The sequence below is a fragment of the Bacteroides sp. Marseille-P8574 genome (assembly GCF_902825465.1).
Lineage (GTDB): Bacteria > Bacteroidota > Bacteroidia > Bacteroidales > Bacteroidaceae > Bacteroides > Bacteroides uniformis.
In genome coordinates this window covers 308024-333985 of record NZ_CADEBE010000002.1, presented here as the reverse complement: position 1 = coordinate 333985, position 25962 = coordinate 308024, and the positions used below count along the sequence as shown (strand labels likewise).

Sequence of the window (25962 nt, the reverse complement as noted above, 5' to 3'; positions counted from 1 at the left end):
ATGCTATAATAAGGAAAAGAAAATTGCACACTTAAAATTGTACATTGTAAATGGTAAATAGTAAATAAATAGATGGAACAACTGAAGCATGAATGCGGCGTCGCCATGATACGCCTGCTGAAACCTTTGGAGTACTATGAAGAGAAGTACGGAACATGGATGTACGGACTCAACAAGCTCTATCTCCTGATGGAGAAACAACACAACCGTGGGCAGGAAGGTGCCGGACTGGCCTGCGTGAAACTGGAAGCCAATCCCGGTGAGGAATATATGTTCCGTGAACGTGCGCTCGGTTCGGGCGCCATTACCGAAATTTTCGGTACGGTGCAGGGCAACTTCAAGGACTTGACCAAGGAACAGCTGCACGATGCGGAATATGCCAAGCGTGTGCTGCCCTTTGCAGGGGAGGTCTATATGGGACACCTGCGTTACTCCACTACCGGAAAGTCCGGCCTCTCGTACGTGCACCCATTCCTCCGGAGAAACAACTGGCGTGCCAAGAACCTTGCTCTCTGCGGCAACTTCAACATGACGAATGTGGATGAAATCTTTGCACGCATTACCGCCATCGGTCAGCATCCGCGCAAATATGCCGATACCTACATCATGCTGGAGCAGTTGGGACACCGCCTTGATCGCGAAGTGGAGCGCCTCTTCAACCTTGCCGAAGCGGAAGGGCTGGCAGGTATGGACATCACCCATTATATAGAAGACCACATCGACCTTGCCAACGTGCTACGCACTTCGAGTAAGGAGTGGGACGGGGGATACGTGATGTGCGGACTTACCGGAAGCGGAGAGACTTTTGCCGTACGCGACCCGTGGGGCATCCGTACAGCCTTCTGGTATCAAGACGACGAAATAGCGGTGCTTGCCAGTGAACGTCCCGTGATACAGACAGCCCTTAATGTCCCTGCCGGCTCCATCAGGGAGCTGCAACCCGGACAAGCCATGTTTATCAACAAGGCCGGCAAGGTGCGCACCGTGCAAATCAATAAGCCGCGCGAGGTGAAGCCTTGTTCCTTCGAGCGCATCTATTTTAGCCGGGGCAGTGATGTGGACATTTACCGGGAACGTAAACTGCTGGGTGAGAAACTTGTACCCAACATATTGAAAGCCATTGACAACGATGTGGACCATACTGTCTTCTCCTTCATACCCAATACGGCGGAAGTCGCCTTCTACGGCATGTTGCAGGGACTGGACGACTACCTCAACGAGGAGAAGGTGCAGCAGATTGCCGCCTTGGGGCATAGTCCCAGCCACGACGAGCTGGAGCATATCTTGTCGCGGCGCATACGGAGCGAGAAAGTGGCAATCAAGGACATCAAGCTGCGTACCTTCATTGCCGAAGGAAACAGCCGGAACGACCTTGCCGCCCATGTGTACGACATCACTTACGGAAGCCTTGTTCCGGGAGTGGATAATCTGGTCATCATCGACGACTCGATAGTGCGCGGAACCACCCTGAAGCAGAGCATCATTGGTATCCTCGACCGTCTGGGGCCGAAGAAGATAGTCATTGTAAGCTCTTCACCGCAGGTGCGCTATCCCGACTACTATGGCATCGATATGGCTAAGATGAGTGAATTCATCGCCTTCAAAGCTGCTGTGGAACTGCTGAAGGAGCGTGAGATGCGGGATGTAATTGCCGCCGCCTACCGCAAGTCCAAGGAGCAGGTAGGCCTGCCCAAAGAACAGATGGTGAATTACGTGAAGGAGATTTATGCTCCTTTCACTGACGAGGAAATCTCTGCCAAGATGGTGGAGCTTCTCACTCCGAAAGGAACGAAAGCCAAAGTGCAGATCGTCTACCAGCCTCTCGAGGGGCTGCATGAGGCCTGCCCCAAGCATCCGGGTGACTGGTACTTCAGCGGCGATTATCCTACGCCGGGCGGTGTGAAGCTGCTGAATAAGGCATTTATTGATTATATAGAACAAGTTTATCAATTTTAATTGAATCAATGAGAAATGTAACTCTAATCCTCGACGACGGGAGCCGCTTCCACGGCAAGTCGTTCGGCTTTGAAAAACCGGTAGCGGGAGAGGTGGTCTTCAATACAGCCATGACGGGTTATCCCGAAAGTCTGACCGACCCTTCGTATGCCGGACAGCTGATGACGCTCACCTATCCGTTGGTGGGCAATTACGGTGTGCCGCCTTTTACTCTCGAACCGAATGGGCTTGCCACTTTTATGGAGAGCGAGCATATCCATGCCGAAGCCATTATTGTAAGCGATTATAGCGAAAATTATAGCCATTGGAATGCGGTGGAAAGTCTCGGTGACTGGCTGAAACGCGAACAGATTCCGGGCATCACGGGCATCGATACCCGCGAACTGACAAAGGTGCTTCGCGAGCATGGGGTGATGATGGGACGTATCGCCTTTGATGATGAATCGGATGAAATGCCTGAGGCCTCTTATGCCGATGTGAATTATGTGGATAAAGTCAGCTGCAAGGAGGTTATCCGTTACAACGAAGGAACCGGTAAGAAGAAAGTGCTCCTTGTGGATTGCGGCGTCAAGCATAACATCATCCGCTGCCTGCTGAAACGTGATGTGGAAGTGATTCGCGTTCCCTGGGACTATGATTATACCGGGATGGAGTTCGACGGGCTGTTCATCTCCAACGGCCCCGGCGACCCTGATACCTGCGATGCTGCCGTACAGAATATCCGCAAGGCAATGCAGAACGAGAAACTGCCCATCTTCGGCATCTGTATGGGAAACCAGTTGCTTTCCAAAGCTGGGGGCGCCAAGATATACAAATTGAAATACGGCCACCGCAGCCATAACCAACCGGTGCGTATGGTGGGTACGGAACGTTGCTTCATCACCTCACAGAATCATGGGTATGCTGTAGACAACAACACGCTGACAGAAGACTGGGAACCGCTTTTCATCAATATGAACGATGGTTCTAATGAAGGAATCCGCCACAAATGCAATCCCTGGTTCTCTGCACAGTTTCATCCCGAAGCTGCCAGCGGGCCGACGGATACGGAGTTTCTTTTTGATGACTTTGTGAAGTTGCTTTAGTAAGAGAATTTTATCAAGAATGGTTGTGTTCGTAATCTCTTGATAATCAGTATGTAAAAGACGGTGTAATGAGTCCCATACTGAATGTCATTCAGTCCCAGAGTGAATACCTTTCAGTCCTATACTGAATGTCATTCAATTAGTGACTGATTGTGTAAGGTAAGAGAAAGATAAGGTTTTATTACTACTATTACATTTTTAATAAACAGATATGCAAATGAAAGAAAACAATATAAAGAAAGTCCTGCTGCTTGGCTCCGGTGCACTGAAAATCGGTGAGGCAGGAGAGTTTGACTACTCCGGTTCGCAGGCGCTCAAGGCATTGAAGGAGGAAGGTATCTACACGGTTCTCATCAATCCGAACATTGCCACGGTACAGACCTCGGAGGGCGTTGCCGACCAGATTTACTTCCTGCCCGTCACTCCTTACTTCGTGGAGAAGGTGATAGAGAAGGAGCGCCCAGACGGAATCATGCTTGCTTTTGGCGGACAGACGGCACTGAACTGCGGTGTTTCCCTCTACAAGGACAAGATTTTCGAGAAGTACGGCGTGACGGTTCTCGGCACTCCCGTACAGGCTATCATTGACACGGAGGACCGTGAAATCTTTGTGCAGAAACTGAATGAGATTGATGTAAAGACCATCAAGAGCGAAGCTGTGGAGAATGCGGCAGATGCCCGTCGCGCAGCCCGGGAACTGGGATATCCGGTCATTGTCCGTGCCGCATACGCGCTTGGCGGACTGGGTTCGGGCTTCTGCGACAATGAAGAAGAGCTGAATGTGCTGGTAGAGAAAGCCTTCTCCTTCTCCCCGCAGGTGTTGGTGGAAAAATCGCTGAAGGGATGGAAGGAAGTGGAATACGAGGTGGTGCGCGACCGCTTCGACAACTGCATCACGGTCTGTAACATGGAGAACTTCGACCCCCTGGGCATCCATACGGGCGAGTCCATCGTTATTGCCCCGTCACAGACGTTGAGCAATACGGACTATCATAAATTGCGTGAACTCGCTATCCGCATTATCCGTCACATCGGTATTGTGGGAGAGTGTAACGTGCAGTATGCCTATGACCCGATGAGCGAGGACTACCGGGTAATCGAGGTGAATGCACGCTTGAGCCGTTCGTCTGCATTGGCCTCTAAAGCAACGGGTTATCCGCTTGCCTTTGTAGCGGCAAAACTCGGCTTGGGCTATGGCTTGTTCGACTTGAACAACTCTGTAACGAAGACCACAAGCGCTTTCTTCGAACCCGCCCTGGACTATGTGGTCTGCAAGATACCGCGTTGGGATTTGGGCAAGTTCCATGGAGTGGACAAAGAGCTGGGTTCGAGCATGAAGTCGGTAGGAGAGGTGATGGCTATCGGCCGTACTTTCGAAGAAGCCATCCAGAAGGGGCTTCGCATGATAGGCCAGGGCATGCACGGCTTTGTGGAGAACAAGGAACTGGTGATTGCCGATTTGGACAAGGCTCTGCGCGAACCTACCGACAAACGTATCTTTGTCATCTCCAAAGCCTTCCGTGCCGGGTATACGGTGGATCAGGTGCACGCATTGACCAAGATAGACCGTTGGTTCCTGGAGAAGCTGATGAACATCATGGATACCAGCAGGGAACTGCACTCTTTTATGGCTGATGGAGAGTTGCCAATGATTCCCGTGGACTTATTGCGTAAAGCTAAAGTACAAGGCTTCTCTGATTTTCAGATAGCCCGTGCCCTCGGCTTGGAACAAGCAATGGACGGCGAAGAAGCCATTCTTGCCGTCCGCAATTTCCGCAAGAGTGCAGGCATTCTGCCCGTAGTGAAACAGATAGATACCCTTGCCGCCGAATATCCCGCACAGACCAACTATCTCTACCTGACGTATAGCGGCACGGCAAATGATGTCCGTTACCTCGGCGACCGCAAGTCCATCGTCGTATTGGGCTCCGGCGCCTACCGCATCGGTTCTTCCGTAGAGTTCGACTGGTGCGGCGTGCAGGCCCTGAACACCATCCGCCGGGAAGGCTACCGCAGTGTCATGATAAACTACAATCCCGAAACCGTGTCTACGGACTATGACATGTGCGACCGTCTTTACTTCGACGAACTTACCTTCGAGCGCGTGATGGATATTTTCGAACTAGAGAATCCCCACGGGGTGATTGTCTCTACCGGTGGCCAGATACCGAATAACCTTGCCCTGCGCCTCGATGCGCAGAAGGTACCTATTCTCGGCACAAGCGCCAAGAGCATCGACAATGCCGAAGACCGTGACAAGTTCTCCGCCATGCTCGACCGCATTGGTGTAGACCAGCCCGAATGGCGGGCGCTGACCTCCCTGGAGGACATCAACGCCTTTGTGGATAAGGTGGGCTTCCCGGTATTGGTCCGTCCTTCCTACGTGTTGTCCGGCGCTGCGATGAATGTCTGCTCCAACCGGGAGGAGCTGGAACGCTTCCTGAAGCTGGCAGCAAATGTCAGCAAGAAACATCCCGTGGTGGTGAGCCAGTTCATCGAGCATGCCAAGGAGGTGGAGATGGATGCCGTGGCGCAGGACGGTGAGATTATCGCATATGCCATCAGCGAGCATATTGAGTTTGCCGGAGTGCATTCCGGTGACGCCACTATCCAGTTCCCGCCACAAAAGTTGTATGTGGAGACGGTGCGCCGCATCAAGCGCATCAGCCGCGAGATTGCCCGTGAGCTGAACATCTCCGGTCCGTTCAATATCCAGTATCTGGCACGCGAGAACGACATTAAGGTGATTGAGTGCAACCTCCGCGCCAGCCGTTCGTTTCCGTTTGTCAGCAAGGTGCTGAAGATAAACCTTATTGAACTTGCCACGAAGGTGATGCTCGGCATTCCGGTACAGAAGCCGGACAAGAATCTGTTCGATTTGGATTATGTAGGCATCAAGGCGAGCCAGTTCTCCTTCAACCGTCTGCAGAAGGCCGACCCGGTACTGGGTGTGGATATGGCAAGCACGGGCGAGGTGGGTTGCATCGGCAGCGATACTTCCTGCGCCATTCTCAAGGCGATGCTCTCCGTGGGCTACCGCATTCCGGAGAAGAACATCCTGCTTTCTACCGGTACTCCGAAGCAGAAAGTGGACATGCTTTCTGCCGCGCGTATGCTTCAGAAGAAGGGGTATAAGATATTTGCCACGGGTGGTTCCAGCAACTTCCTTACGGAGAACGGTGTGGAGAATACGCGCGTCTACTGGCCCAGCGAACCCGAACGCCAGCCGCAGGCACTTGACATGCTGCACCGCAAGGAGATAGACATGGTGGTCAATATTCCGAAGAACCTCACCGCAGGCGAGTTGGATAACGGCTACAAGATACGCCGTGCCGCCATCGACCTCAATATTCCTTTGATAACGAATGCCCGTCTGGCAAGTGCGTTCATCAATGCATTCTGCACGATGACGCCGGATGATTTGGCCATCAAGTCGTGGGCGGAATATAAATGATAAATATTTTTCGGACAAAAAACAGAAGGACAAGGGAGAGAAGAAAAAATGTGCCGTCTTTCTTTTCCCTTGTCTCCTTGTCAGTCTTGTGTATTAATATGGAAAAACAACGCATACAGTACCGGTATGAACAGCAACGTTATCAGTGTGCCGAATGTCAGCCCGCCCATAATGGAAGCTGCCAGCGAGCCGAACATGGCATCGGGCAGTAACGGTATCATGCCCAGAATTGTAGTCAGCGCCGCCATAGATACCGGGCGCAAACGACTCTGTGAACTGTCTATCAAGGCTTTCATCGGTTCCACTCCCTGATTAATCTGCAAGGTTATTTCATCCATCAGTACGATGCCGTTCTTGATGAGCATCCCTATCAATCCCAGTGTCCCTACGATTGCCACGAAATTGAATGTCTTTCCTGTAAGCAGCATCACTGCTACCACGCCTACCACAACCATCGGAATGCAGCAGAAGATGATAAGCGGTTTACGGTAATCCTTGAACAGCATGATCAGAATGGCAATCATTAGGATGATGGCCAGTGGGAAGTTCTTGAACAGATACTTCATGGACTGGTCACTGGCGCTTTTCTCACCCTGCCACTGCAGTGTGTATCCCTCGGGAAGCTCTATCCTTTCAATCTGCCGTGCGATGGCCTGCCTTGCCTTTTCCGTCTCTATGCCCGGTGTGGGAGAGCATTGCACGCGTTGGCTCCGTTGTCCGTTGTAGCGCGGCACTACCGGGTCTTCCCAGCGTATGTCGATACTTTTGCTGATTTGTTTCAGTGGAGTGCTGCCCATCAGACTTTCCACCAGCTCTTCTTTGGAGAGGGTACCGGCTTTCAGCTTTACCATTGTTTCTTCGTTCAGCAGTCCGTTCAGCGATGGCAGCGAGGAGAACACTTGCGTATTGGAGAGGTCCTCTATCGGTTTTCCTTCCTCGTCCAGGCATTTCAGGTAGATATTGTCCCGGTGGATGCCTTCGTAGAAGAATCCGATGGGGATACCTCCATTGGCCGAGAGCAGTGACAAGCTTACGTCATTGCGGCTCAACCCCAAAGTACGGGCGGCGGCTTGGTCGTACTCGATGGAGAGTACCGGAACCTGCGGTTCCCAATCGGTGGTGATGAGGCATATCTCCGGTGTGTTCTCCATGATACTGCGGGCGCTGTCTGCCAACCGGTGCAGTACGGAAGGGTCCGGTCCCATGAACTGGACTTCGATAGGATATTTTTTGAACATCAGGTTGTAGCGCTTCATCTTGACGTAGGCATTGGGATAATGATGCGTCAGGTAACTTTGTATCTCGTCCATGTTGTCTACCAGCTCTTCGGGAGAAGTGAAATCTATAATCAGTTCGCCGTATGCCAAAGACGGGTTGGCGATGCTCCTTACCAGATTGTAGCGTCCCGGTGTACCGCCTATGGAAGTGGTGACGTGCGTCACTTCCTTGCGTGTTTTCAGGTATGTTTCTATCTCCCGGAGGTCTTGAACCACTTGTGTGGAGTTATTGCCTTCGGGCAGTTTATATTCCATATATAGTTGGTCGTAAACCATGTCGGGGAAGAATCCCTGGCGCATGTACTGGTAGCCGAAGGCAGACAGTCCGAGCAGGACGAGCATTGTCAACACAAAGCTCCAGCGGTGTGCCAGTCCCATCCGCAGGGCGGCGCGCAAGACAGCATAAGTGCGTCCTTTGTATTCTCTCGCTCCTGTGGCGTTGGTTTCGACGGCAGGATGCAGATACCGATTGGCCATCAGTGGTACATGAACCAACGCCAGTACCCAGCTTAACAGCAAAGACACTGCCAGGACGATGAAAAGGTCACGTGTGTAGACCCCTGCCGTGTCGGGCGACATGAAGATGGGCAGAAAAGCTATGATGGCTATCAGCGTAGCTCCCAGCAGCGGCATGGCTGTCTGTCTCCCTATGGCTGTCATGGCTTCCATCCGTTTTTTTCCGGCTTTCAGGTCTACCAGTATGCCGTCAATGATGACGATGGCATTGTCTACCAACATACCCATTGCGAGGACAAATGCGGCCAGTGATACACGCTGCATTGTTCCGCCTGCCGTATATAGAAACATAAATGAACCGAAGACGGTGACCACCAGACTGATTCCGATAATGACCCCACTTTTGAATCCCATAGCCACCATCAGAATGAGCACTACGATGATGACAGACTCTATCAGGTTGATGATGAATGTCCCCAATGAAGCGCCGACGCGTTCCGGCTGGTAGAAAACCTTATGGCAGTCTACGCCTGCAGGCAGACGGGTTTCTTTGAGCTGTGCTAACCTCTTTTCTACTTCAGCGCCTACTTTCACAATGTCTGTTCCGCTGGAGGCGGCAATCAGGATACCTTGTGCCCGTTCGCTGTCGAAGAACATTTCGTTGCGGGTAGGCTCTTCGTATCCTTTTTCTATCTGTGCGATGTCGCGCATGCGGAGCTGGTCGTCGTCGTGTCCTTGTATAAGCATGTTGCCGATGTCCTCCACAGTCTTGAATTTGTCGCTTACAGTTACACGGATGCGGTGGTCACCATTGTCGTAATAGCCGCTGTAAGTGGTCTTGTTCTGCCCGTTCAGGGTGGCAAGCACCTCAGCTGGTTTCACACCCAAATTTGCCATGCGGTCTTGCAGCAGGGAGATGTTGATGCACTCGGAGCGTTTTCCGTAGAGTTCCACCCGGTCAATTCCTTCCATGTCGCTGATTTCCCGCTTCACGAGTTCCGCATAGTCGGACAATTGCCGGTCGGACAAGCCGTCGCCGGTCAGTGCGTAGAACATACCATATACATTCCCGAAATCATCTTTGACGATAGGTGTACCGGCCCCGTCGGGCAGTGAGGCACGGGCATCGTTCACTTTGCGGCGTAGCATGTCCCAGCATTGTTCCACCTCATCGTCTCGGGTGGTTGTTGTCAACTCTATCTGTATCAGTGAAAGGTCGTTGTAGGAGTAACTTTCCACATTGTCTATGTGGCCCATGCTGCGGATGCTCTTTTCCAGTACATCCGTCACTTCCAGTTCCACTTGATGAGCCGAGGCTCCCGGATAGGGTGTCACTACCATGGCGAGTTTCACCTTTATTTCCGGATCTTCCAGTTTGCTCATCTCATAGCTGGAATAAGCTCCTCCCAGCAGCAGGACAGCTACTAGGAAGTATATCAGATTACGGTTCTGAAATGCCCATTTACTTATATCCATAGTTTTTTAGGGATTAGTGGTTACAATAGTCCTCCAATATTTGTTCCGCTGGTTCCGGCGAGCGGTTTTACGGTTTCTCCGTCTTTGATGTGGTGGACTCCGGAAGACACGACCAGTTCGCCCGGTTTCAGATGGTTGGAGCTGATGAGGCTGCGACCATTGCTTGTCAGGCGAAGGAGGGTCACTTCGCGGGCGGTAATCCGGTTGTCGGACGGGTTGTAGACAAATACCTGCGCTTTTCCGTCTATTTGCAGTACGGCGCCGCTCGGAACGGACAGTTGGCATGAATTCTCTTCGTCGTACTGGATGGTAACCATCGTATTCATTCCCGGAGAGGGTACGGGCTGCTGCTTGTCGGCAAGCAGTTGCAGGCGTACGGTATAGAGCTGGTTGGCATTGGCTTTGGGAGTGATGCTTATCAGTTTCAGCCGGTAGGTCTTGCCTGGATAGACATCGAATGAACAGTAATAGCTGTGGAACTGTCCGCGCCGGATGTATTCCGCTGCCGGAAGATTGATTTCCACTTCGGGCATACTGCTGCTGATTATGGAGAGAACAGGCATACCGGCGCCTATCGTTTCGTGCGCCTCAAAAAGACGTTTCTGTACAAAGCCGTTGAAGGGGGCGTAGAGCTTGGTGTAGTTGAGCTGGTCCTTGTGGTGCCGGTATTTGGCTGCAATCTGCTTTAATCCATATACCGCCTTGTCGTTGGCGCTGGAAGTAGTGACGGAGTCTTTGTAAAGTGACATCACCCGTTTGGCATCCGCCTTTATCTGTTTATATTCGGCTTCTGTGGCATCCAACTGCACCTGATAGTCTGTCGGGTCGAGTTCGGCGAGCAGTTGTCCCTGATTTACGCGTGCACCGTTCTCCACATATATTTTCTGGATGGTTCCGCTGACTCTGAAAGCAAGGCTGATATCCTGTGCTGCTTTCACTTTGCCTGGATATTGCAGATAGGTCTGTTCGTCTGCTGAAATAACTGTATCTATTTTCACTGTCTGGCAGTCTCTTGCCATCTTGACCTTTCCCTTGCAGGAAGCCAGTGAGAGTAGGGAAATGCCTACTATAAGCCAATAGAACTGTTTCATTGTATATTATTTAATCATATGTTTTTATATATTTACAAATATACCCCGATATTGTCAAATGGAAAAGGTCGGAATGTATTATAATATGTTCTATCTTGTACATCCGGATATAAATATCTATTTTTGTCGGAAGCATCGGAAGTGCAAATATAACTAAAAGCAAGTTTATGGAAACAATTCGGATTCAGTATTATCGGTCTCCTTATGGCGAGTTGATGCTCGGCTCTTTAGGAGACAAACTTTGTCTGTGCGACTGGGTAAGCGAAAAGCGCAAGGAGAAAATCGGCAGGCGGATGTGGAATACGCTGCATGCCGTTTATGAGGAGGGCACTTCGGAAGTTATTTCAACGGCAATCATTCAGTTGGATGAATATTTTGCCCGTAAGCGGACGGCGTTCGACATGCCGTTACTGTTGGCAGGGACGGATTTCCAGAAAACGGTATGGCAGGAGTTGCTGAATATTCCTTACGGGAAAACGGTGTCCTACGGCGAGCTGTCCCGAAAGTTGGGCAACCCGAAGGCCGTACGGGCTGTAGCGGCTGCCAATGGGGCGAATGCCCTCTCCATATTCATTCCCTGCCATCGTGTGGTGGGCAGCAACCGTCAACTGATAGGCTATGCCGGTGGACTGGCAGCAAAACAAGGGCTGCTGGCATTGGAAGCAGACTCCTGCGATGGATTGCCGAATTCTCGTGTAGTACAATTGTTCTAAGGTCAGGTTTGTTTCTGGTATTCCGCCGGTGTCATCCCCGTCATACGTTTGAAGAACTTCGAGAAGAACGACGGATTGGGAAAGTTCAGTTCGTCTGATATTTGAAACACCAGCAGATTACTGTGTTTCAGCAATACTTTGGCTTCGAGGATAACTGCTTGATTAATCCATTGCATCACGGTTTGCCCGCTTGTTTCACGTATCACCGAACTCAGATAGTGCGGTGTCAGGCATAGCTTGTCGGCATAGAAGTTGACGCTGCGTTCGTGCTTACTGTGTTGGTTCACCAAAGCGATGAAGCGGCGGAATAGCTCTTCCTGGCGTGAAAGACGTGCCGGAGTTGACTTGCATGTGTGCTCGTGGATATACTTAAGGTTATAGAGAAGTGAGACAATCAAGTGCTGTACGGTTTCGCGGCGGTAAGGCGAACAATGAAGTATGTCCCATAATAAAGAGAAAAAGTGGCTGATGCGTGTCCATTCCGTGTTGTTGCATGAAAAGAGAATCCCGTTTCGTGTGTAAGCTTCCGTAAGAATGGAATTCTGTATCACAGGCAGAAAATGGGCGGTAGGCATGAGGACTTGGAATTCATAGTCGGGACTGATTTCCAGTATCTCTATCAGCGAGTTGTCGGGAATGATAATAATATCATGGGCTGTGGCTTCGTATTCGATAAGATTGATAGATATCCGGCCACTGCCCTGCATGATACGTATAATCCTCCCTTCTTTGGCACGGTAAGGTTGCCCGGTACGGAATAGTCTAGAGCCCATGGCAAAGAAACTGATAACCATTCCCAAATCATCATTTATAAATCTGTATTCAGAATGTTCTATAAAATCCGGATTGTTGCGGATGTCCTCGAATGCGACGCTTATCGGTTTGTTCTTTTCCATATCTTTCCCGTTATGAATAATGTATATTTCCACCGCAAAGATAATAAAGTGTTCCTATTATTTGCCTTTTCCTACGAAATGTCGTACTATTAGAACATCTTTGCGCACAAATGGATTGTAAGGGTATAGGATTATGCCTTTATCTTTGCATGTGTATAGAACAAAACCATGTAGAATAAACAAGAAACAGAATGGATATGAAACGAACCGTTTTCTTTTTTACCCTTTCTCTTGCCGCCATGCTGGCACATGCCCAGCTCACGTTGGAGGAGTGTCAGCGCCGGGCGCAGGACAATTATCCGTTGGTCAGGCAATATGGACTGATAGAAAAGGCACGCGAGTACGACCTCTCTAATGCCGGAAAAGGTTACTTGCCCCAGTTCTCCCTATCCGGCAAGGCCACGTACCAGAGTGACATCACCTGGCTACCGGTCGAAATCCCTAATCTCGACATCAAGACTGCTCCGAAAGACCAGTACCAGGTGATGCTCGAAGTGCAGCAGACCCTCTGGGATGGTGGGGATATACGTTCCAGAAAACGATTGACGCGTGCCGCCTCGGAAGTGGAACTGGAAAAACAGCATGTAGACATGTATGCCTTGACTGACCGGGTGAACCAGCTCTTTTTCGGCATCCTGCTGCTGGACGAACAGCTGAAACAGAACAGCCTCTTGCAAGAAGATTTGGGCAGAACCCACAAGCAGGTAGCCGACTATATAGCCAATGGCATCGCCACCCCGAGCGACCTGGATGCAGTCAGCGTAGAGCAACTGAACACCAGGCAGCACCGTGTGGAATTGGAGACCACCCGTCGTGCATACCTCAGCATGCTTGCTGCCTTTACGGGCAAGGATCTCTCTTCCGAAACGGTTTTATTGAAACCGGCTGCCGAAGAAAACATAGACCGGCAGATGAACAACCGTCCCGAACTTCGTTGGTACGATGCGCAGGGAGAGCAACTCCGCCAGCAGGAGGCAGCCTTGAACACCCGGTTGATGCCGCGTTTCGGCCTTTTTGTACAAGGGGCATACGGCAATCCGGGGTTGAATATGCTGAAAGATGAATTCAACGCCTATTACATGGCGGGGGTGCGCATGTCCTGGAATTTCGGCAGTCTGTATACGTTGAAGAACGACCGCCGCAGGATAGACAATACCCGCCAACAGATAGAGACCGGCCGGGATGTGTTCCTTTTCAACATTCGCCTGCAGGCTACGCAGCAGGATGCGGGCATTGTATCCATGCGCCGCCAGATGGTGGATGATGACGAGATTATCCGTCTGCGTGGGAATATCCGCCGTGCAGCCGAGGCCAAGGTACAGAACGGGACAATGACCGTGACCGATATGCTGCGGGAGATTACCAACGAAAGTATGGCACGACAGACTAAGGCATTGCATGAGGTGCAGTTGCTGATGAACATCTGGCAGCTGAAATATACGCTGAACAATTAGTGACTATAATCCGTAATTTATAACTTGAAATAGTATGAAATCATTGAAATTATTTCCTTTTTTATTTCTCCTTGCCGCCTGCACCGGCGGTGCTCCGAAATATGATGCGACGGGAACGTTCGAGGCTACCGAAGTCATCGTTTCTGCCGAGGCGTCCGGAAGACTGCTGAGTTTCGACATCGAGGAAGGCACGACACTGAAAGACGGGCAGGAAGTAGGCATTATAGATACCGTCCAACTCTATCTGAAGAAACTCCAGTTGGAGGCCAGTGTCAAGTCCGTGGAAGGCCAGCGGCCCGATATCCTGAAACAAGTAGCCGCCACTCAGGAACAGATTGTGCAGGCACGGCGCGAACGCGATCGTGTGTCCAACCTGCTCCGTGTGGGTGCCGCCAACCAGAAGCAGCTCGATGATGCCGAGTCCCTTCTCGAAGTCCTCCGCAAGCAGCTCGACGCCCAGAACTCCACCCTGCGCAACAGCGACCGCAGCCTCACTTGGCAAAGTTCCTCCGTCGGCATCCAGGTGGCGCAGATAGAAGACCAGCTGCGCAAATGCCACATCACCTCTCCGCTGACGGGAACCGTCCTTGCCAAATATGCCGAAGCCGGAGAGCTGGCTGCTCCCGGTACCCCTCTTTTCAAAGTGGCGGATATGGAGCAGATTTACCTCCGTGCCTACATCACCTCCGAACAGCTTGCCGAAATCAAGCTGGGGCAGCAAGTGAAGGTTTATGCGGATTATGGCAAGGATGTGCGCCAAGAATATCCTGGCGTTGTCACCTGGATTTCCGATACCTCCGAATTTACTCCAAAAACTATCTTGACGAAAGACGAGCGCGCCAATCTGGTCTATGCCGTAAAGATTGCCGTGAAGAATGACGGGATGCTGAAAATAGGAATGTATGGAGGCTGTAACTTTAACTAATATCTCCAAACGTTACGGCAGCGTGGAAGCCCTGCGGGGTGTCTCTCTGTCAGTAGCTCCCGGTGAGCTTTTCGGCATCATCGGGCCGGACGGTGCGGGCAAGACATCGCTTTTCCGCATCCTCACCACCTTGCTGCTTGCCGACGGAGGCTCGGCTTCGGTCTGCGGCCTGGATGTGGTGAAGGACTACAAAGCCATCCGCAGGCGGGTGGGGTATATGCCCGGACGCTTCTCCCTCTATCCGGACTTGACGGTAGAGGAGAATCTCAATTTCTTCGCCACCGTTTTCCACACCGCCATCGAGGAGAATTATGATTTGGTGCGCGACATTTACCGGCAGATAGAACCTTTCCGCAAGCGCCGCGCCGGAGCGTTGTCCGGCGGCATGAAGCAGAAACTCGCCCTTAGCTGTGCTCTTATCCATAAACCGGATGTCCTCTTCCTGGACGAACCCACTACGGGCGTCGACCCCGTGTCCCGCAAGGAATTCTGGGGAATGCTCTGCCGGCTGAAGGAGCAGGGTATCACCATCATTGCTTCCACCCCCATCATCGACGAAGCGCGCCAATGCGACCGCATCGCCTTCATCAACGAAGGGGAGATAAAAGGCGTCGATACCCCTGACCGCATCCTGACACGTTTTGCGGGCATCCTCTGCCCTCCGGGCTTGCAGCACGAACGGGTGGAAAACCACGAAAACAATGTGATTGAAGTGGAAGGGTTGACCAAGCGTTTCGGCAATTTTACCGCCGTAGACCACATCTCCTTCCAAGTCCATCGGGGCGAGATTTTCGGTTTCCTGGGAGCCAACGGGGCAGGCAAGACCACCGCCATGCGCATGCTTACGGGGCTTAGTCGTCCCACCGGCGGCAAGGCGTGCGTGGCAGGCTTCGATGTGGCTTCCCAACCCGAAGAAGTGAAGAAGAACATCGGCTACATGAGCCAGAAATTTTCCCTTTACGAAGACCTCAAGGTGTGGGAGAATATCCGCCTCTTTGCCGGTATCTACGGCATCCCCGAAGCGGAGATTGCTCCTAAAACGGAGGAGCTGCTCCTCCGCCTCGGGTTGGAAAAGGAACGTGACACACTGGTGAAAAGCCTTCCACTGGGCTGGAAGCAGAAGCTGGCCTTCTCCGTCTCCATCTTCCACCGTCCCAAGATTGTCTTTCTGGATGAGCCTACGGGTGGGGTAGACCCCGCCACGCGCCGCCAGTTCTGGGAACTGATTTACCAGGCTGCCGACGAGGGCATCACCGTCTTTGTCACCACCCACTTTATGGACGAGGCAGAGTATTGCGACCGCATCTCCATCATGGTAGATGGCGTCATCCGTGCACTCGACACTCCCGGGGAGCTGAAACGGCAGTTCAATGCCACTACAATGGACGATGTATTCCAACAACTGGCTCGCCAAGCCGTGCGAACCGCCGACTGAGAATCCGTGAAATCCGCGTTATCCGAGCCTAAATATAAATATAGACAATGAAACAATTCATATCTTTCATCCGAAAAGAGTTCTTCCATATCTTCCGCGACCGGCGCACGATGCTGATTCTGCTGGGCATGCCCATCGTGCAGATAATCCTTTTCGGTTTTGCCATCACCACCGAGGTGAAGAACGTGCGTGTGGCGGTGCTCGACCCGTCGAATGACGTAGTTACCCGCCGTATCATCGACCGCATGGATGCAAGCGAATACTTCACCGTCATCTGCCGCCTGTATTCTCCCGCCGATATGGAGGCTTCTTTCGGAAGAGGGGAGATTGACATGGCGCTTGTTTTCAGCGAGCGTTTCTCGGACAAGCTTTATACCGGCGAGGCGCGCGTGCAGCTTGTCTCCGACGCCACAGACCCCAATATGGCGACTATGCAGGCAGGCTATGCCGCAAACATCATTTCCTCTGCCGGGCAGGAGATGCTTCCGCCGGGAGTGCATGCCGCTGCCATCGTACCCCAGCTCAAGCTGCTGTACAATCCGCAGATGAAGAGTGCCTACAACTTCGTGCCGGGTGTCATGGGGCTTATTCTGATGCTGATTTGCGCCATGATGACCTCCATCTCCATTGTGCGCGAGAAGGAGACGGGGACGATGGAGGTCCTGCTGGTTTCTCCCGTCAAACCGCTTTTCATCATTCTGGCAAAGGCGGTGCCCTATTTTGTGCTGTCGTTTGTCAACTTGACCACCATTCTTCTGCTTTCGGTCTATGTGTTCGATGTTCCCGTGGCGGGCAGCTTGTTCTGGCTGGTGGTGGTGTCGCTGCTATTCATCTTTGTCTCCCTGGCGCTGGGGCTGCTGATTTCCACGGTCACCCGGACGCAGGTTGCCGCTATGCTGGTGTCCGGACTGATGCTGATGATGCCCACCATGTTGCTTTCGGGCATGATATTCCCCATTGAGAGTATGCCCGTTATCTTGCAGGCCATTTCAGCTGTGCTTCCTGCACGCTGGTATATCCAGGCGGTGCGTAAGCTGATGATTGAGGGAGTGGATGTTTCGCTTGTGCTGATGGAGGTCGGCATACTTGCCACGATGGCGGTATTGCTGATAACGGTGAGTTTCAAGAAATTCAAGCATCGGCTTGAGTAAAGAGCGGATATGAATTTTATATTAATTATTCAGGCAGAAGAACATAAGGACAAAAGGATACGGGAAATCTGTTCTTTTGTTCTTATGTCTAAAATCTTTAAAATATCGTCTTATGATAAAGTTTCTCATTGAAAAGGAATTCAAGCAGTTGTTCCGCAACTCCTTCCTGCCCAAGCTGATTTTCATTTTCCCGTGCATGATTATGATACTGATGCCCTGGGCCGCCAATCTGGAGATAAAGAACATCAATCTGAATATAGTGGACAATGACCACAGCGTCTTGTCCCGCCGTCTGGTAGATAAAATCGGCGTATCCACTTATTTCCGCCTGACAGCGCTTTCCGATACATACGATGAGGCTTTGCTCGCCATTGAAGCCGGTTCGGCGGATGTCGTGCTGGAGATTCCCCGCGATTTCGAAAAGGATTGGGTGAAGGGAGAGGCGCCCCGTCTGCTGGTGGCGGCCAATGCCGTGAACGGTACGAAGGGCAGTCTGGGAGGTTCCTACTTGTCTTCCATCATCAGTGACTATACCCGTGAACTGGGTTCGGAGTCGTCTTCGCAAGGGCTTGCCGGGAAGTCGCTTCCCCGGGTGGATATCGCTACACAAAACCTTTACAATCCCACTCTGAACTATAAGCTTTTCATGGTTCCCGCCCTTATGGTGATGCTGCTGACCATGATTTGCGGTTTTCTCCCCGCCCTCAATGTGGTGGGCGAGAAGGAGGCGGGCACCATCGAGCAGATAAATGTCACTCCCGTCCGCAAGTTCACCTTCATTGCCGCCAAGCTGATACCTTACTGGCTGATAGGCCTGGTGGTGCTCACCATCTGTTTCGTGCTGGCATGGCTGCTTTACGGCATTCTGCCGGCGGGGCATTTCCTCACTATCTATGGCATGGCTCTGGTGTTTCTGCCGGTGGTGTCGGGGTTCGGGCTGGTCATATCCAATCATTCGGCAACGTTGCAGCAGGCCATGTTCGTCATGTGGTTCTTCATGCTTATCCTTATCCTGATGAGCGGTCTTTTCACTCCCATCCACAGTATGCCCGAATGGGCGCAATGGATTACCCGCATCAATCCGCTGCGCTATTTTGTGGAGGTGATGCGTACCATCTATCTCCGTGGCGGCGGATTTGCCGAACTGTTTCCGCAGTTGGGAGCCTTGTTGGTCTTTGCATTGGTCTTCAATCTGTGGGCGGTAAAAAGTTATAGGAAAAGCAGTTAACTGATTTTTCTATATTAGCATCCCATTTGGCTTTTTTTCTTGAAGAAAGGCTACACCATTTGCCTTGGATAGCTACACCCTTTTGTGTTTAAGGCTACACCATGAGGAGGAAAAGGTGTAGCCCTTTTATTATGGATAATGAAAGCTGTTTTTTGTGTGGAAAGGGGGGCTAGTAGTGATATATATCTAATAGCTGTTATACTTGTTAATTAATTGATAGAGTTTATATGATATTTATCAGTTCCCTTATTGGAAAAAACTCTTATCTTTGCGCGCAAATTAATAAATATCTTATACCAAAATGAATACACAGACTACTTATCTTGCCTCGAAACCGCATTATGAGATTCTTGACGGACTGCGCGGCGTGGCGGCTGTCATGGTTATTATCTTCCATCTTTTTGAAGCACATGCAGGCGGCAGTCATCTTACTCAAATTATCAATCATGGCTATCTGGCAGTGGATTTCTTTTTCATGCTCTCCGGTTTTGTTATCGGTTATGCTTATGATGACCGTTGGAACCGGATGACCGTGGGCACTTTCTTCAAACGCCGTATCATTCGCCTGCATCCTATGGTGATTATGGGAAGCATTGTGGGCGCTGCCTTTTTCTATTTTCAAGAGTCGCCTTGTTTTCCACCTATCGAGAATACGTCTGTTGGAACCATGCTGCTGGTAATGTTACTAGGCTGTACTTTGCTTCCCCTTCCGCTGAAGTTCGACATTCGTGGCTGGACGGAAATGCATCCGTTGAATGGTCCGGCATGGTCGCTCTATTATGAATATATCGGTAATATTCTGTATGCGTTGTTTGTACGCAAGTTCAATAAGGTGGCCTTATCGGTGCTGGTATTTGTGGCAGGGTGTTTTACGGTGTACCGTTGTCTGACTGCTCCTGCTGGTGATATTGTGGGTGGTTGGGCCTTGAACTGGGAACAGCAGTATGTGGGCATGGTCCGGCTGATGTATCCGTTTTTCGGCGGATTGCTTCTGTCACGCCTCGGCTGGCTGATACGGCTTGAAAAGCGTGCTTTCTGGTGGTGTAGCCTGCTGATTGTGGTGGTTCTTTCCATTCCCCGTATCGGAGGTGAGGACGGCTACTGGATGAACGGGCTTTACGAGGCTTTCTGTATTATCTGCATCTTCCCGGTCATTGTTTCGATGGGAGCCGGCGGCAAGGTGACCGGTAAGCGCTCTACTGCCGTATGCAAGTTCCTGGGAGATATTTCCTATCCGATTTATATCACCCATTATCCATTGGTATATACTTATACGGCTTGGGTATGCAACAATAACGCTACAATGGTGGAAGGCATCCCTTATATGATGCTTACTTTCGTTGGAGCTTTTGTTCTTGCTTATGCTTGTTTGAAACTGTACGACGAACCGGTGCGCAAGTGGCTGACAGATCGTTTTCTGAAAGGGAAAAAGAAATAGTTCCGCATAGCTATGGATATAAAAAATCTCCCGTTGCATTATCTTGTGCAGCGGGAGATTTTCTTTTTAATGGCCGGGCGTTATTTTACGTCGATGAATTTCTTGGCCTTTTCTTTTTCTGCTTCTGTAAACTTAGGCAATGTAATGTTCAACACGCCGTTTTCTACATGGGCGCCAATCTTTTCCTTGTCTACATCGTCCGGAAGAATCATGGTTTGCTGGAACTTGGTGTATGAGAATTCGCGACGCAAGTAGCGGCCTTCCTTCTTTTCGTCCTTGCTGTTCTCTTCCTTGCTTTCTGTTTTCTTTTCCATGCTGATGACCAGATTGTTTTCTTCGTCGATGTGAACGTTGAAGTCTTCTTTTGTCATACCGGGAGCAGCCAATTCAACTTTGTACTCTTTTGCTGTTTCGAATACGTTGATGGCAGGGGCGGTGGCATTTGCTTTTACCATCCAATCATTGTCAAAGAAATCATTAAAAATACTCGGTAACCAATTTTGGTTTCTTCTTACAGGCATCATAGTTATAGTCTCCTATTGTTTAAGTTAAACATGCTATTTAGTTTTGAACTCCGGTTCTTTGTCTTCGGGTGCCTGCCTTTTGGGTTTTTCACCGTCCGTTTCTTGAACCGTCGTTCGCTAACTATATTGCAAACCTTATGCCAACCGGTCTTTGCTGACTCTATTGACTATTTGTCATTGAAAAACTGACTTATTTGCTTGTTTAATGCCATTTTGCTATCTTATTTATTTAAAATTGATAGATTTTCAGACTAATTTAAAACGCATTCTCCAACGCTTGGCTTCTTCGTCCCAATCGTGACTGATGATTTTGAAGGTTCCGATTTCTGATGTATTCTCCACATGTACTCCGATGCAGAGGCATTCGTCGTAATCGCCTACTTTCACGACACGTACCGTTTCCGAAGCACCATCGGGCAGGCGTTCCAAGTCGAAACGTCCTTGCGCTTCCTCTTGCGTAATGAATTCTGTTGTGACGGGCAGCTGTCGGGCGATTACCTCGTTTACGGCCTCTTCCAGCTTCTCTATTTCTTCTTCCGTGGGGCAGGCGGCAAGACGGTAGTCCAGCTTGCTTTTCTTCCGTTCTATGTGTGCTGATATGGAGCGGCTGCAACCGAATAACCTTATCATAGTCTGGTTGATGATGTGCTCCGTTGTATGCATAGGTGCGATTGACACATCCTGAAACTTGGGACTTGGTTTATTTATTTCTATATTTGTTTCCATATTAATTGATATTGATGTAATTAACAGCGCAAAGATAATGAATAATATGGATAAGAAGGTACTAATCTATTGTCGTGTTAGTACGCAACAACAGACAACTGATAGACAAAAAGAGGAATTGTTGAAGTTTGCAGCAGAAAACCATTGGAACGTTGAAGAAGAGGATATTTTCATAGATGTTATTAGTGGTTTTAAAAAGGGAGAGTTCCGTCCTGAATATGTGAAGATGCTTGAAAGAGTCGAATATGGGGATATTGATATAATTTTATTCTCTGAATTTTCTCGTCTTGCAAGAAATGCTACGGAGTTATTAGAACAAATCAAATTGTTTATAGATAAAGGTATTAACTTGTATTTTGATAAACAAAAATTGTGGGTAAGAGATAGTAATAAAGATGTAGGTAGTATTATTTTATTGCATGTGCTTGCTGTTATGTCAAGCTATGAGATAGAATTGTTTGTTGAACGTTCATTAAGTGGCAAGATAACAAAAGTTCAAGCAGGTCATGGAGGTGGGGATGAACGTGCGTATGGTTATATGCACAATGAAAATAAACAGATTGTTATAAATCCTATCGAAAGTAAGATTGTTGCCCGTATTTTTGAAATGTATGTTGGTGGATATTCTTCAATTCAAATATCAGAGATATTGAATGCTGAGAAAGTACCTGCTCCATACGTAAGGAAATTGAATGAGTACAAGAAGAATAGAGAAGCAAAAGGATTGGAGGTGAAAGAGTACAAATTTGATACAGATAATTTAAAATGGCGTATTTCTACAATAAACAGACTTATGCACAATGAGTTATATAAAGGAAATCGTAGAATAACATTTTATAAACCAGACCCTACCAATCCACTTCCGTTATCCGAAAGGCAAGATAGAGAGATTGTTTATGAATATTCGGAACATGTGGAAAGTCTGCGAATTGTATCAGACGAGTTGTTTCAGCAAGCCCAAGATAAACTTTCCAAAGCGCATTATAATAAGAATAATGCAGTCAGGCATGAGAATTTATTGAAACATTTAATGGTATGTGGCGAATGCGGTGCTAATTTTTCTGTAGGGAAATCAAATGAAACATCTAAAAATTATATCAGTGGTGGACGTACTTACAAATGTTATGGTAGAGTGAATCGTAAAGATAAACCACGAACATGCACGAATGGGGCAGAACTTCGACAATGGAAATTGGATGGACTTGTTTTACAGTTGTCAATTCAAATGTTTGCTGAGATTAATATTCAGCAGACCAATATTTTAAAGATAGAAAATTTAGGGAAAGAAATCGAAGAGTTGGTTCAAATAAAATCATCAAAGAATACAGAATTGGTTGAAGCGGAGAATCTTTATAAAAAGACACTTAAACGTCTTATTGCGATTGAAGACGATGAGGTTGCAAAGAATTTGATTTCAGATGCAAAACATAAATATGATGAAACTAAAAACGTGTTGAACAAAACTATGGATAAATTGTCACGAGAAATCACAACAAAGAGAATTACTATTGATAATTTGAAGCGTTTGAATGCCAATCCTTTGTTGATTAATAAAATGGATGAGATTAGGAAAAATAGGGATTTGGTAAAGACTATGGTTGATGAATATATTGATAAAATTACTATATTTCGTTTACATGAACTTTGGTTATTGGTCGTAGTATCTTATAAAGGAGGTGAGGAGATGTGGGGAACAATTAAATGCGCTCGTTATAAAAAGGAGGAGATGTTTTATGATGAATTGCATTGTCATTATGGTGTTGAATTTCAGGGGTGGTTACTTAATAATACGGAACATTGTTTTTCGTATGATAAAAGTACACGTATTATTACTTATCATGGTGGAAGTAAAATATATGTGGAGTTTAAATCAGGTGAGTATGATTATGATACATTTAATCAAATGATACAAGCAACAGGATGGATGGGATGTTTCCCTTTTTATGCTTATGAAGATAGTGGTAAAGATTTAAGCGTACCTTCTAATGAAGATTTTGGAAAATCTTTACAAGAAAACAGAACTGATTGGAAAGCACACAATGACAAGGTCTTGGAACGTTTATTATCCAAGTCATAAATAATAATATTCCTACCACCGTAACCCCTCACTCAGGGGGAGGATTTTGTAGTCCCCCCCTTATAGTTTGTAACGGGTGGATTTCTATAGTGGAATCCTATCCTGCTATTGCCGAAATAGGGTTATACAGATATAAGCCAACAGTATTTTTAGTTGATTGATTATTTTTTATATTGGTTGGAATGTTGTTTTCTTTACACCATTCATATAATTTACTTTTTCCTACTTTTAAATTCAGTTCTTTAAAAGTTGATAGATTTTCTTTTAGGGATTTGGAACAATCATAATATAAGCCAATTAATTCATTATTGATTTTCCCTTTTACCATATTTCGTACAGTCTTAGCTGAAAGATTGTATTTAATGCAATATTGAGGGTTTATTATCCATTTTCTTTTTTCTGTCTGCTGTTGTTTAATTATTGTTGAGTATTTGTCAATGTTTTCATTGTATACATTTTCTGCGATATCATATAATTCTTGTTTGCTTATTGGGTCCTTGCTGTTGTTGATGTAGTAGTATAGTTCGTTGGCTAAACAGTGCAGTAAATGTTCAAATTCAATTTGTGGGTACATATATTTGCGTACTATAGCATTTAAAAAGAGTTTTTTTCTACGCCCGTTCCCGTCTTTAATTTTACATACTCTGTTGGAGTAAACACAATTACCATTATCAAGTTTTGTTTTTTCCTTGAACCAATATCTTTTGATACAGCAATAGTTTTCAGGTATTGTAATATATGGAATATCTTCATTGGCTTCTTCCAAATTATTTTCAAAGAATGGATATTTTTCTCTGTATTTTTCTATTAAGTCTTTATGGGAAAGGTTCCAAAAATTGGTAATATATTCATGGTCCTTTATTTCAACAACAACTTTATCTCTCTTTTCCATTTGTAACTGTATATTGTATGGTGTTGGCTTTTCTTTTATACTGTTAGAAATGGAAATGTCATCATAACTATAAATGATAAGATTGTTTATAAGTTTACAATTTGCGTAGCTCCCTAAATAAAATTGGTAGATTGCTCTATTATGATTATCTAATTCTATATTTGTTATAATATTATCATATAGTATCTGATATTGATTTTGATTTAGTGGTGTATTGAAAATGTATAGAAGTCTATATCTGTTTCCTTTAGTAATATGTGAAAATGTGGTATACGCAATGCTTGGCTGATATTTCAATGTTACTAATAATTCATTGAATGATAATAATGTATTATCAATATCGAATACTATTATGTTAGTATGTAAAGCCCTTTCTTTCTTCTTATAACCAAAGAGGGATTTTATTTCCTTGTCGATATATGTGCAAGAGAATATATATCCTTGTTTTATAAATTGCTCCAATTCAGAAATAGTAACTTCCTTTTCTTCAAAGGATATTTTGTTGTAGTCTTTACTGGTAGGTTTTTCTGTGTAACCATTGACGGAAATCATCAGTTTAAAAGAGAATTTTTCATTTTTGTACATGTTAAGGTTGATATTATTGTGTGACTTGTACGTGTCACTTATTTAGGATGTTAAGGTTTGATAGTTGAACAAAGGAAGCAATGCAACCTTAACAAACCATTACTTCCAAGTATGCCTACTTTCAACTATATAATATAAGTATATTTTGTTTATGCAAATATACGACTTTCTAATATCTATTACCACCTTTTAATAAGAAATTTTGCCTGAAAAGCCCTCAAAAAGTACAAGTATGGTATAAAGTGTCTTATTATTATCTGATTTTTGCGAGGTATTATCAATTTATTGTAATACAATGTGTTATATGAAATATAAGTGACTGGATATATATCCGAATGTTAGGTAGCACACTGTTTGCTATTTATTTTTTGCCCCTATTCCCCGATTTAGACAAAAGGGTTCCTTTTCGAATGATGCACTTTGAGTTTTGAAAAGTTTTTTCGTTGGATAATCCGTAATTTCGTAAAGAACCGTAGGAAATCCCAAGTATATCAGGCGAAAAATATTCAAAAACATTGGCTATGCTTCCGAAATAGTGGTGGGTGTCGTTCTCTTTTATATAAAGATGAATTACTGTCCGTTCTTTCTTCTCTTTTTCTTCCATAATGCAATAGTTTTTTTGCAAAAATAGTAATTGTGTGACATAAAATGAATAAATGTCATATTTTTAACTATTTCTAGTGTAAATAAATTGCATGTATTAAATATATGTCATATCTTTGCGCTGTGATTAAAACGAAGACGATATGAAACGGTATAATAAAAGACAAGTGATGAAAGATGCTCATAGACTTTACAATAACGATTTTCAACGCAGGGGACGTTCTTGGTCGGAGTGTCTTAGAGCAGCTTGGAGTTGGGAACGGGATGCAGTCAAAGTTTTCGAAGAAAAAGCAGCAAGGCTTGATGCAATGATAGCCGCAAGTTGGAAAGCGCACAACGAAAGAAAAGAAGCCAAGACAAATGAGAATTGGTATAAAGGAATTGATTCAGAAACTCTTTCTTATGCAATGGGATATGGAAGAGGTAACAATTTCTATTGTGGTGACTAATTAAAAGAGTTTTTTAATATTCACTAATATAACTTTTGAATATAAGTTGATTGTCAATGCTTTAATAATAA

19 protein-coding genes are annotated in these 25962 nt (G+C 47.2%); 12 read left to right on the top strand and 7 right to left on the bottom strand.

Going from position 1 to position 25962, the window contains the following annotated elements; all coding sequences use genetic code 11:
- Positions 1–72 precede the first annotated feature (72 nt).
- The 3 genes from HUX74_RS13685 (at position 73) to carB (ending at position 6495) form a co-directional block, all read left to right on the top strand.
- Complete coding sequence (locus HUX74_RS13685) at positions 73–1956, top strand: amidophosphoribosyltransferase (RefSeq protein ID WP_174646855.1); 1884 nt, start codon at positions 73–75, stop codon at positions 1954–1956.
- 8 nt (positions 1957–1964) lie between these two features.
- Positions 1965–3041, top strand: coding sequence for a glutamine-hydrolyzing carbamoyl-phosphate synthase small subunit (gene carA, locus HUX74_RS13680; RefSeq protein WP_055288633.1), 1077 nt, complete (start codon positions 1965–1967; stop codon positions 3039–3041).
- Positions 3042–3258: 217 nt separating this feature from the next.
- Complete coding sequence (gene carB / locus HUX74_RS13675) at positions 3259–6495, top strand: carbamoyl-phosphate synthase (glutamine-hydrolyzing) large subunit (protein ID WP_174646854.1); 3237 nt, start codon at positions 3259–3261, stop codon at positions 6493–6495.
- A gap of 80 nt (positions 6496–6575) precedes the next feature.
- On the opposite strand, the gene HUX74_RS13670 is transcribed toward carB, so the two are convergent.
- Together HUX74_RS13670 and HUX74_RS13665 are read right to left on the bottom strand one after the other, a co-directional pair.
- Positions 6576–9704, bottom strand: coding sequence for an efflux RND transporter permease subunit (locus HUX74_RS13670; RefSeq protein WP_174646853.1), 3129 nt, complete (start codon positions 9702–9704; stop codon positions 6576–6578).
- Between the two features lie 20 nt (positions 9705–9724).
- Complete coding sequence (locus HUX74_RS13665; RefSeq protein ID WP_174646852.1) at positions 9725–10795, bottom strand: efflux RND transporter periplasmic adaptor subunit; 1071 nt, start codon at positions 10793–10795, stop codon at positions 9725–9727.
- Between the two features lie 167 nt (positions 10796–10962).
- Here HUX74_RS13665 and HUX74_RS13660 point away from each other — a divergent pair, with 167 nt between their 5' ends.
- On the top strand, positions 10963–11508 hold the full coding sequence (locus HUX74_RS13660; protein ID WP_174646851.1) for a methylated-DNA--[protein]-cysteine S-methyltransferase: 546 nt from the start codon (positions 10963–10965) through the stop codon (positions 11506–11508).
- 2 nt (positions 11509–11510) lie between these two features.
- Here the strand turns inward: HUX74_RS13660 and HUX74_RS13655 are convergent, their stop codons facing one another.
- Positions 11511–12404 (bottom strand): AraC family transcriptional regulator, encoded by an 894-nt coding sequence (locus tag HUX74_RS13655; protein WP_174646850.1) that lies wholly within the window; start codon positions 12402–12404, stop codon positions 11511–11513.
- A 191-nt stretch (positions 12405–12595) separates the two neighbouring features.
- Here HUX74_RS13655 and HUX74_RS13650 point away from each other — a divergent pair, with 191 nt between their 5' ends.
- From HUX74_RS13650 to HUX74_RS13625, 6 genes are all read left to right on the top strand, one after another.
- Complete coding sequence (locus tag HUX74_RS13650) at positions 12596–13858, top strand: TolC family protein (RefSeq protein WP_174646849.1); 1263 nt, start codon at positions 12596–12598, stop codon at positions 13856–13858.
- Positions 13859–13892: 34 nt separating this feature from the next.
- Positions 13893–14783, top strand: coding sequence for an HlyD family secretion protein (locus HUX74_RS13645; protein WP_117600895.1), 891 nt, complete (start codon positions 13893–13895; stop codon positions 14781–14783).
- Positions 14761–16218, top strand: coding sequence for an ATP-binding cassette domain-containing protein (locus HUX74_RS13640; RefSeq protein ID WP_129643801.1), 1458 nt, complete (start codon positions 14761–14763; stop codon positions 16216–16218). The genes HUX74_RS13645 and HUX74_RS13640 overlap by 23 nt, the downstream gene beginning before the upstream one ends.
- A 47-nt stretch (positions 16219–16265) precedes the next feature.
- Positions 16266–17369 (top strand): ABC transporter permease, encoded by a 1104-nt coding sequence (locus HUX74_RS13635; protein ID WP_119961534.1) that lies wholly within the window; start codon positions 16266–16268, stop codon positions 17367–17369.
- Positions 17370–17481: 112 nt separating this feature from the next.
- On the top strand, positions 17482–18597 hold the full coding sequence (locus HUX74_RS13630; protein ID WP_117600893.1) for an ABC transporter permease: 1116 nt from the start codon (positions 17482–17484) through the stop codon (positions 18595–18597).
- Between the two features lie 301 nt (positions 18598–18898).
- Complete coding sequence (locus HUX74_RS13625) at positions 18899–20035, top strand: acyltransferase (RefSeq protein WP_117600892.1); 1137 nt, start codon at positions 18899–18901, stop codon at positions 20033–20035.
- A gap of 80 nt (positions 20036–20115) precedes the next feature.
- Here HUX74_RS13625 and HUX74_RS13620 read toward each other — a convergent pair whose 3' ends face one another.
- Both HUX74_RS13620 and HUX74_RS13615 read right to left on the bottom strand, forming a co-directional pair.
- Positions 20116–20559: an Hsp20/alpha crystallin family protein gene (locus HUX74_RS13620; RefSeq protein WP_171030452.1), complete on the bottom strand. Its 444-nt coding sequence runs from the start codon at positions 20557–20559 to the stop codon at positions 20116–20118.
- A 246-nt stretch (positions 20560–20805) separates the two neighbouring features.
- Positions 20806–21285: a hypothetical protein gene (locus HUX74_RS13615; RefSeq protein WP_174646848.1), complete on the bottom strand. Its 480-nt coding sequence runs from the start codon at positions 21283–21285 to the stop codon at positions 20806–20808.
- Positions 21286–21331: 46 nt separating this feature from the next.
- Between HUX74_RS13615 and HUX74_RS13610 the strand changes: the two genes are divergently transcribed.
- Positions 21332–23362: a recombinase family protein gene (locus HUX74_RS13610; protein WP_229097397.1), complete on the top strand. Its 2031-nt coding sequence runs from the start codon at positions 21332–21334 to the stop codon at positions 23360–23362.
- A 97-nt stretch (positions 23363–23459) separates the two neighbouring features.
- Here the strand turns inward: HUX74_RS13610 and HUX74_RS13605 are convergent, their stop codons facing one another.
- Both HUX74_RS13605 and HUX74_RS13600 read right to left on the bottom strand, forming a co-directional pair.
- Entirely contained in the window at positions 23460–24839 is a 1380-nt protein-coding gene (locus tag HUX74_RS13605) for a hypothetical protein (protein WP_062694921.1), read from the bottom strand.
- Positions 24840–25200: 361 nt separating this feature from the next.
- Positions 25201–25443, bottom strand: a complete 243-nt coding sequence (locus HUX74_RS13600; RefSeq protein WP_009127284.1) for a hypothetical protein — start codon at positions 25441–25443, stop codon at positions 25201–25203.
- A 142-nt stretch (positions 25444–25585) separates the two neighbouring features.
- On the opposite strand from HUX74_RS13600, the gene HUX74_RS13595 reads away from it, so the two are divergent.
- Positions 25586–25891: a hypothetical protein gene (locus HUX74_RS13595; protein WP_009127285.1), complete on the top strand. Its 306-nt coding sequence runs from the start codon at positions 25586–25588 to the stop codon at positions 25889–25891.
- Positions 25892–25962: the final 71 nt, after the last annotated feature.

Excerpts from the sequence above, each read along its gene's own strand:
- HUX74_RS13685 (WP_174646855.1), top strand. The coding sequence starts at position 73 with ATGGAACAACTGAAGCATGAATGCGGCGTCGCCATGATACGCCTGCTG.
- carA (WP_055288633.1), top strand. The coding sequence starts at position 1,965 with ATGAGAAATGTAACTCTAATCCTCGACGACGGGAGCCGCTTCCACGGC.
- carB (WP_174646854.1), top strand. The coding sequence starts at position 3,259 with ATGAAAGAAAACAATATAAAGAAAGTCCTGCTGCTTGGCTCCGGTGCA.
- HUX74_RS13670 (WP_174646853.1), bottom strand. The coding sequence starts at position 9,704 with ATGGATATAAGTAAATGGGCATTTCAGAACCGTAATCTGATATACTTC.
- HUX74_RS13665 (WP_174646852.1), bottom strand. The coding sequence starts at position 10,795 with ATGAAACAGTTCTATTGGCTTATAGTAGGCATTTCCCTACTCTCACTG.
- HUX74_RS13660 (WP_174646851.1), top strand. The coding sequence starts at position 10,963 with ATGGAAACAATTCGGATTCAGTATTATCGGTCTCCTTATGGCGAGTTG.
- HUX74_RS13655 (WP_174646850.1), bottom strand. The coding sequence starts at position 12,404 with ATGGAAAAGAACAAACCGATAAGCGTCGCATTCGAGGACATCCGCAAC.
- HUX74_RS13650 (WP_174646849.1), top strand. The coding sequence starts at position 12,596 with ATGGATATGAAACGAACCGTTTTCTTTTTTACCCTTTCTCTTGCCGCC.
- HUX74_RS13645 (WP_117600895.1), top strand. The coding sequence starts at position 13,893 with ATGAAATCATTGAAATTATTTCCTTTTTTATTTCTCCTTGCCGCCTGC.
- HUX74_RS13640 (WP_129643801.1), top strand. The coding sequence starts at position 14,761 with ATGGAGGCTGTAACTTTAACTAATATCTCCAAACGTTACGGCAGCGTG.
- HUX74_RS13635 (WP_119961534.1), top strand. The coding sequence starts at position 16,266 with ATGAAACAATTCATATCTTTCATCCGAAAAGAGTTCTTCCATATCTTC.
- HUX74_RS13630 (WP_117600893.1), top strand. The coding sequence starts at position 17,482 with ATGATAAAGTTTCTCATTGAAAAGGAATTCAAGCAGTTGTTCCGCAAC.
- HUX74_RS13625 (WP_117600892.1), top strand. The coding sequence starts at position 18,899 with ATGAATACACAGACTACTTATCTTGCCTCGAAACCGCATTATGAGATT.
- HUX74_RS13620 (WP_171030452.1), bottom strand. The coding sequence starts at position 20,559 with ATGATGCCTGTAAGAAGAAACCAAAATTGGTTACCGAGTATTTTTAAT.
- HUX74_RS13615 (WP_174646848.1), bottom strand. The coding sequence starts at position 21,285 with ATGGAAACAAATATAGAAATAAATAAACCAAGTCCCAAGTTTCAGGAT.
- HUX74_RS13610 (WP_229097397.1), top strand. The coding sequence starts at position 21,332 with ATGGATAAGAAGGTACTAATCTATTGTCGTGTTAGTACGCAACAACAG.
- HUX74_RS13605 (WP_062694921.1), bottom strand. The coding sequence starts at position 24,839 with ATGTACAAAAATGAAAAATTCTCTTTTAAACTGATGATTTCCGTCAAT.
- HUX74_RS13600 (WP_009127284.1), bottom strand. The coding sequence starts at position 25,443 with ATGGAAGAAAAAGAGAAGAAAGAACGGACAGTAATTCATCTTTATATA.
- HUX74_RS13595 (WP_009127285.1), top strand. The coding sequence starts at position 25,586 with ATGAAACGGTATAATAAAAGACAAGTGATGAAAGATGCTCATAGACTT.